Source organism: Amycolatopsis circi, assembly GCF_003385235.1.
Classification (GTDB): domain Bacteria; phylum Actinomycetota; class Actinomycetes; order Mycobacteriales; family Pseudonocardiaceae; genus Amycolatopsis; species Amycolatopsis circi.
Genome location: NZ_PQIA01000245.1, coordinates 1 through 6,184 on the forward strand (window position 1 = coordinate 1; position 6,184 = coordinate 6,184).

Annotated in this window: 5 protein-coding genes; all 5 read left to right on the forward strand. The window is 69.9% G+C overall.

What is annotated here, in order from left to right; all coding sequences use genetic code 11:
- On the forward strand, positions 1-1,452 hold a 1,452-nt coding region (locus D0D37_RS45415), incomplete at its 5' end, for a sugar ABC transporter ATP-binding protein (protein ID WP_162834799.1).
- Positions 1,449-2,438 carry an ABC transporter permease gene (locus D0D37_RS45420; RefSeq protein WP_116206754.1) on the forward strand — a complete coding sequence of 330 codons (990 nt, stop codon included), beginning with the start codon at positions 1,449-1,451 and terminating at the stop codon, positions 2,436-2,438. The genes D0D37_RS45415 and D0D37_RS45420, both read left to right, overlap by 4 nt.
- A 22-nt stretch (positions 2,439-2,460) precedes the next feature.
- Positions 2,461-3,471 carry a substrate-binding domain-containing protein gene (locus D0D37_RS45425; protein WP_116206755.1) on the forward strand — a complete coding sequence of 337 codons (1,011 nt, stop codon included), beginning with the start codon at positions 2,461-2,463 and terminating at the stop codon, positions 3,469-3,471.
- Between the two features lie 3 nt (positions 3,472-3,474).
- Positions 3,475-4,881, forward strand: a complete 1,407-nt coding sequence (locus D0D37_RS45430; protein WP_116206756.1) for an L-fucose/L-arabinose isomerase family protein — start codon at positions 3,475-3,477, stop codon at positions 4,879-4,881.
- Between the two features lie 391 nt (positions 4,882-5,272).
- The gene (locus D0D37_RS45435; RefSeq protein WP_116206757.1) at positions 5,273-5,581 is read left to right on the forward strand and encodes a DUF4190 domain-containing protein; all 309 of its coding nucleotides are present in this window, start codon (positions 5,273-5,275) and stop codon (positions 5,579-5,581) included.
- Positions 5,582-6,184: the final 603 nt, after the last annotated feature.

Consider the following 6,184-nt stretch of genomic DNA (forward strand, 5'->3'; position numbering starts at 1 on the left):
GTGGACTTCACCGCGGCGAAGGGGGAGGTGCACGCGCTGCTCGGCGAGAACGGGGCAGGCAAGTCCACGCTGCTGAAGATCTTGTCCGGGGAGGTCGCTGCCGGGGGAGGGGCGATCCGGATCGCGGGGGAGGCGGTCCGGTTCGCCCGCCCGGCCGACGCGCGCCGCGCCGGGGTCGCGATGATCCACCAGGAACTGGACCTCGTTCCCGCGCTTTCGGTGGCGGAGAACGTCTTTCTCGGCCGCGAACCGCACACCCGGGGCGGCACGGTCGACCGGCGGCGGATGGTCGCGGCCACGCGTGCGGTGCTGGAGCGCTCCGGCGTCGACCTCGACCCGCGCACCCCGGTCGAACGGCTGCGCACCGGTGAACAGCAGCTCGTGACCATCGCGAAAGCGCTGTCGCTGGACGCCCGGATCCTGCTGATGGACGAACCGACGTCGGCGTTGTCGCCGCGCGAGGTCGAGCGGCTGTTCACGGTCATCGACCAGTTGCGCGCCGACGGGGCGGCGATCGTCTACGTGTCGCACCGGATGGACGAGATCGGCCGGGTCGCGGACCGCGCGACGGTGCTGCGCAACGGCGAGGTCGTCGCGGAATTCAGCGCGGCGGAGCTGACTGCCGAGCGTGCTGCCGAGGCGATGGTGGGCCGTCCGGTGCACTTGATGTTCCGTGCGGACAGCGTGTCCTCGCAGGATCAGGACGAGGTGCTTCGCGTCGAGGATCTCGTGGTGCGGCCGCGTGCCGGGCGGCGGGAGCCGGACGGGGTCAGCCTCGCCGTGCGAGCCGGGGAGATCGTCGGTGTCGCCGGGTTGCTCGGCGCGGGCCGGACGGAGTTGCTGGAGACGCTGTACGGCGCGTCCGGCGGCAAACTGGTCAGCGGGCGGATTTTCTTGCGCGGGAAGGAGTTCCGGCCGCGGTCGCCGCGCAGTTCGTTGCGGTCCGGGATCGCGTTCGTGCCCGAGGACCGGCGGATCGCGGGGCTGGCGCTGGAGCATTCCGTCGTGGCGAACACCGTGTTGTCCATTGTGGAGCGACTGGCTCGGTTCGGGATCGTGCCCGGCCGCCGCGAGCGTGCGGTGGCGGGGGAGGAAGCGGGGCGGCTCGGGGTGAAACTGGGATCGCTCGCCGATCCGGTGGGCTCGTTGTCCGGCGGAAATCAGCAGAAAGTATTGCTGGGCCGGGCTTTGCTGACCGAACCGGTGTTGCTGTTGCTGGACGAGCCGACGCGTGGGGTCGACGTCGGGGCGAAGGCGGAGATCTACCGGTTGCTCGGCGAAGCCGCGCGGAGCGGTGTCGGCGTGCTGCTGGCGTCGTCGGAACCGGCCGAGCTGGTCGGGGTGTGCGACCGCGTGGTGGTGCTGCGCGGCGGACGCAGCGTGCACGAACTGGATACGGCTCATGCTGGTGAGGCGGAACTGCTCGCCGCGTCGATGGGAGACGTCCGGTGAAGGGGCGCGCCGTGCTGGCCGCGGTGTTCCGGTTCCAGAGCGTGTTCGGGCTGGTGCTGGTCTTCGCCGCGGCGATCGTTTTTTCCCCGCACCGCAACGGGGAGCTGGTGTTTCTCGGCAGCGGCAACCTGTTCAACGTCGTCCGCGCGATCTCCGAGATCGGCATCATCGCGGTCGGCATGACGCTGGTGATCCTGGTCGGCGGCATCGACCTGTCGGTGGGCTCGGTGATGGGGCTGGCCAGCGTCGGCGTCGCGCTGCTGCTCACCAGCGGCGGCTGGGGGCTGGTGCCGGGTGTCCTGACGATCCTCGCGCTCGGCTTCGGTTTCGGGCTGCTGCAAGGGATCGCGAGCGCGCGGTTCCGGATCCAGTCGTTCATCGTGACGCTCGCCGGGATGCAGATCGCCCGCGGGGTCGCCCGGATGTGGTCCGGCGGCGAGGGCGTTTCCATCACCTACGGCAACGGTCCCGGCCAGGCTCCGGTGCCGTTCTCCCTGCTGGGCGAGCGGACGTTCGGCGGCGTGGTCCCGATTCCGGCGCTGTTCTTCGTGGTCGTCGCGGCGCTGGCGGTGCTCGTGTTGCGGGCGAGCGCGTTTTCGCGGCACGTGTACGCGATCGGCGGCAACGAGAAGGCCGCGATGCTGTCCGGGGTGCCGGTGATCCGGGTGAAAGTGCTGGTCTTCGGGCTGTGCGGGCTGCTCGCCGCGCTGGCCGGGATCGTCCACGCGGGACAGTACAACTTCGGCGGGCCCAACGACGGCACCGGCTACGAGCTGAACGCCATCGCGGCCGTCGTGATCGGCGGGACCAGCCTGTCCGGCGGGCGCGGGTCGGTGTCCGGCACCGTCGCGGGCGCTCTGCTGGTCGGCGTGCTCGACAACATCCTCCAGCTCAACGACATCGATTCGAACGTCCAGCTGATCGTGGTCGGCGTGGTGATCGTGCTCGCCGCGGGCCTGCAGCGGCTGCGCCCGGCCACGGCCTAGACGTTCGGGAAAAGGGGAGCAGATGTCCGGCATCATCCGCGGCGGGACGGTCCTGGCAGGGCTGGCCCTCGTCTCGGCGGTCACCGCCTGCGGCACCACCCACGAGAACGCGCCGGGCGCGGCGTCCGGCACCGCCCCGACCGCGAAACAATGCCACGGCCCGGGCGGGAAGTACAAAATCGGGATGAGCCAAGCGAATCTCGCCGAACCGTACCGCGTGCGGATGGACGACGACATTCGCAAAGCCGCGGCCGGGGTACCGCAATTCAGCGTCAGCTACGCGGATGCCGCGCAGGACAACGCGAAACAGGTCGAGCAGGTCAACACTTTTCTCACCCAGGGCATCGACCTGCTGATCATCAGCCCGAACGAGGCGACGCCGCTGACCAGCGTCGTGAAGAAGGCTTACGACCAGGGGATTCCGGTGCTCGTGCTGGACCGGAAGGTCGACGGCGACGGGTACACGTCCTTCATCGGGGCGGACAATGTGGACATCGGGCGTCAAGCGGGCAAGTTCTTCGCCGAGAAATTGCTGCCGCACGGCGGGAAGGTCGTCGAACTGAAGGGTCTCGCCGGGTCGACGCCCGCGAAGGAACGCAGTGACGGCTTCAACCAGGGCATCACTGATCGCAACATCACCGTCGTGGGCAGCGCGGACGCGGATTGGTTGCGGGACAAGGGACAACAGCAGGCGGACGCGTTGCTCAAGGCGCATCCGGACGCGCAGGCGATGTTCTCCGAGAACGACCCGATGGCCGAGGGCGCGCGCATCGCCGCGCAGAACGCGGGCCGTGCGGACCTGCCGATCGTCGGCATCGACGGCTTGCCGGTGCCCGAAGGCGGCATCAAAGCGGTGGAGGCAGGCCGTCTGTCCGCGACGTTCATCTACCCCACCGGCGGCAAGGAAGCCGTTGCGGCCGCGAAGAAACTGCTCGTCGATTGCCAGACCGTGCCCAAGACGCAGACCCTGCCCACCCGCCTGGTGACGCGCGACAACGCGGCCCAGGTGTACGCCGAGCTGAACCGGAGCTGACATATGGCGCGAATCGGTGTCCTTGCCGTTTCCGACGGACGCGACCACGTGCACCGGCGGAACACCGGCTTCATCCGGTCCAAAGCAGACGATTTCACCGCGGCGCTGACCGCGGCGGGCCACGACGTCGTCACCGGAGGACTGGTCGCCACGAACACCACCGCGACCGCGGCCGCCCGCTCGGTCGCCGCGAGTTCGGTGGACGTGACGGTGCTTTACTACGCCGTGTGGGCGTTTCCGCACTTCACCATGCTGGCCGCGGACGCGACCCCCGGCCCGCTGCTGCTCGTCGCGAGCACCGACCCGACCGAGCCCGGGCTAGTCGGAATGCTCGCCGCCGGAGGTGCGCTCGACCAGATCGGCCGCGCGCACACCCGCTTGTGGGGAGCGCCCTCCGACCCGGCACTGATCGCCGAAGTCGGCGCGCACGCGAGCGCCGCCGCTGCCGTCGGCGCGCTGCGCGGTTCGACCTTCGGCCGCTTCGGCGGGCGGCCGATGGGCATGAACACGGCGGTGGCCAACACCGATCAATGGATGCGCCAATTCGGGGTGGACGTCGAGGAAATCGACCAATACGAACTGGTCCGCCGCGCGGAATCCGGTTCGGCTGCCGAGGCCGCGGCCGGCCGGAACTGGCTCGAACAACACGCCACCGTGCACTACGACGGCGACCGGCTCACTCCGGAACTGCTGGAACGGCAACTGCGCCTGTACCTGGCGGTACGCGACGTCGCGGCGGAACGGCACCTGGATTTCTCTGGTATCAAAGCACAACCGGAACTGACCGAGAACTTCGCGACCGCCGATGTCGCCGAGGCATTGCTGAACGATCCGTACGATTGGAACGGCCCGAAGGCAGTGCACGTCACCGCCACCGAGGCGGACATGGACGGTGCGCTGACCATGCAGCTGATGCACCGGATCACCGGCACGCCAGTGCTTTTCGCCGACGTCCGGCACTACCACCCGGACCGGGACGTCTGGGATCTGTGCAACTCCGGCCAGCACGCGACGTGGTTCGCCGAGCGGAGCGAGGATCCGGCGGAGAACCTGGCCAAGGTGCACCTTTATCCGGAGGTCTTCTTCTTTCCCGCGGGCGGGGCTTCGGTGCAGCACATCGCCGCTCCGGGACGGATGACGTTGGCCCGGTTGAGCCGGTTGGACGGGGAGTACCGGATGCAGTTGGTGCTGGGGGAGTTCGAGAACTACGACGAGCGGACGACGGAGGAACTGGTCTCGCGGTCGACGCCGGAGTGGCCGCATGCGTTCGCGCGCTTGGACGTGGCGGCGGAGACGTTCTTGTCGCGCTTCGGGGCGAATCACGTGCATGCGGTGCCCGGGGATCGGCGGAGGGAGCTTCGAGCCGCGGCCGGGTTGATGGGGGTGCGGGTGGAGGAGTGGAGCCGCTGACCGGCTGACCGGCTGGGGGTGGCTGCTGACCGGCTGGCTGGCTGGCGGCTGACTGGCTGGGGGTGGCCGCTGAGCGGCTGACTAGCTGACAGGCGGTGGCCGCTGATTGGCTGACTGACGGCAGCGGGTGACTGGCGGTGGCCGCTGAGCGGCTGTCTGGCTGACTGGGCGGTGGCCGCCGACTGGCTGATTGGCGGTGGCGGGTGCCCGGGTTTCCGGCGCCTGCCCGCATTCATGGCTCGCTCCGGCTCCGCGCACGGCGGGTCGCTGCCTTCCTGACTTGCTCCGGCTCGGCGCGCGGTGGTCGCTGCCTTGGCGTTCCGGCCCCTGCTCGACTAGGCGCGGCGGTGCACCGGGGACCGGTCCCGTGCTGGCTGGCTAGCTTCGCGGAATGGACGAGAAGCCGTCGACCAGGGCAGTCACCACGGCGCTGGTGCTCAGCATCCTCAGCTGGCTCCTGATCGTCGGGACCCATCCGAGCCGAAGCCGCAGTTTCGGCGACGCCGTCTACTGGGAGCCCGTCACTGTTCTGGGCCCGTTGGTCTTGCCGCTGTTCGGGATTGCTTCCGGCCACGTCGGGCTGCACCGGACCCGAACCGGTGCCAAGGGCCGCGGCCGCGCGGCCACCGCGCTGGTGCTCGGGTACCTGTCGCTCGCGTTCGGGGTGGCCCGGTTGGTCGGCATCGCGACGGCGCACTGACTTGCCTCCGACCGACGACAAGTGCGCGGTCGTTCGGCGCTGGCTTGCTTTGCGCTCCCGACGGCCCGAACCGCGCTGGCTAGCGATGGGCGCTGGCTCGCGTGAGGACGCGAGTTGACGCTCGGCGCTGGCTGCTGTTGGCGAGGGGGCCGTTGTCAGTCGGAACCGTCGCTTGGTGCTGGCTTCCGTTGGGCGAGCGGGGCATTGTCGGCCGGGCCGTCGCTGGGTGCTGGCTGGTCTTGGCGAGGGCGGTCGTTATCGGCCGGGCCGTCGCTGGTTGGTGGCTTGCGGCGGGCGAGAGCTGCCATTGACGGCTGGGCTGTCGCTGGGTGCTGGCTGGTGTGGGCGAGGGCGGTCGTTATCGGCCGGGCCGTCGCTGGATGCTGGCGTGCGGCGGGCGAGAGCTGCCACTGTCGGCTGGGCTGTCGTTGGGTGCTGGCTGGTGTTGGCGAGGGCGGTCGTTGTCGGCGGGGCTGTCGTTGGGTGCTGGCTTGCGGCGGGGGAGAGCTGCCGCTGGCGGCCAGGCCGTGGCTGGGCGCTGGCTGGTGTTGGCGAGGTCAGCCGCCATCAGCCGGGCCGTCGCTCGATGCTGGCTTGCGTCCG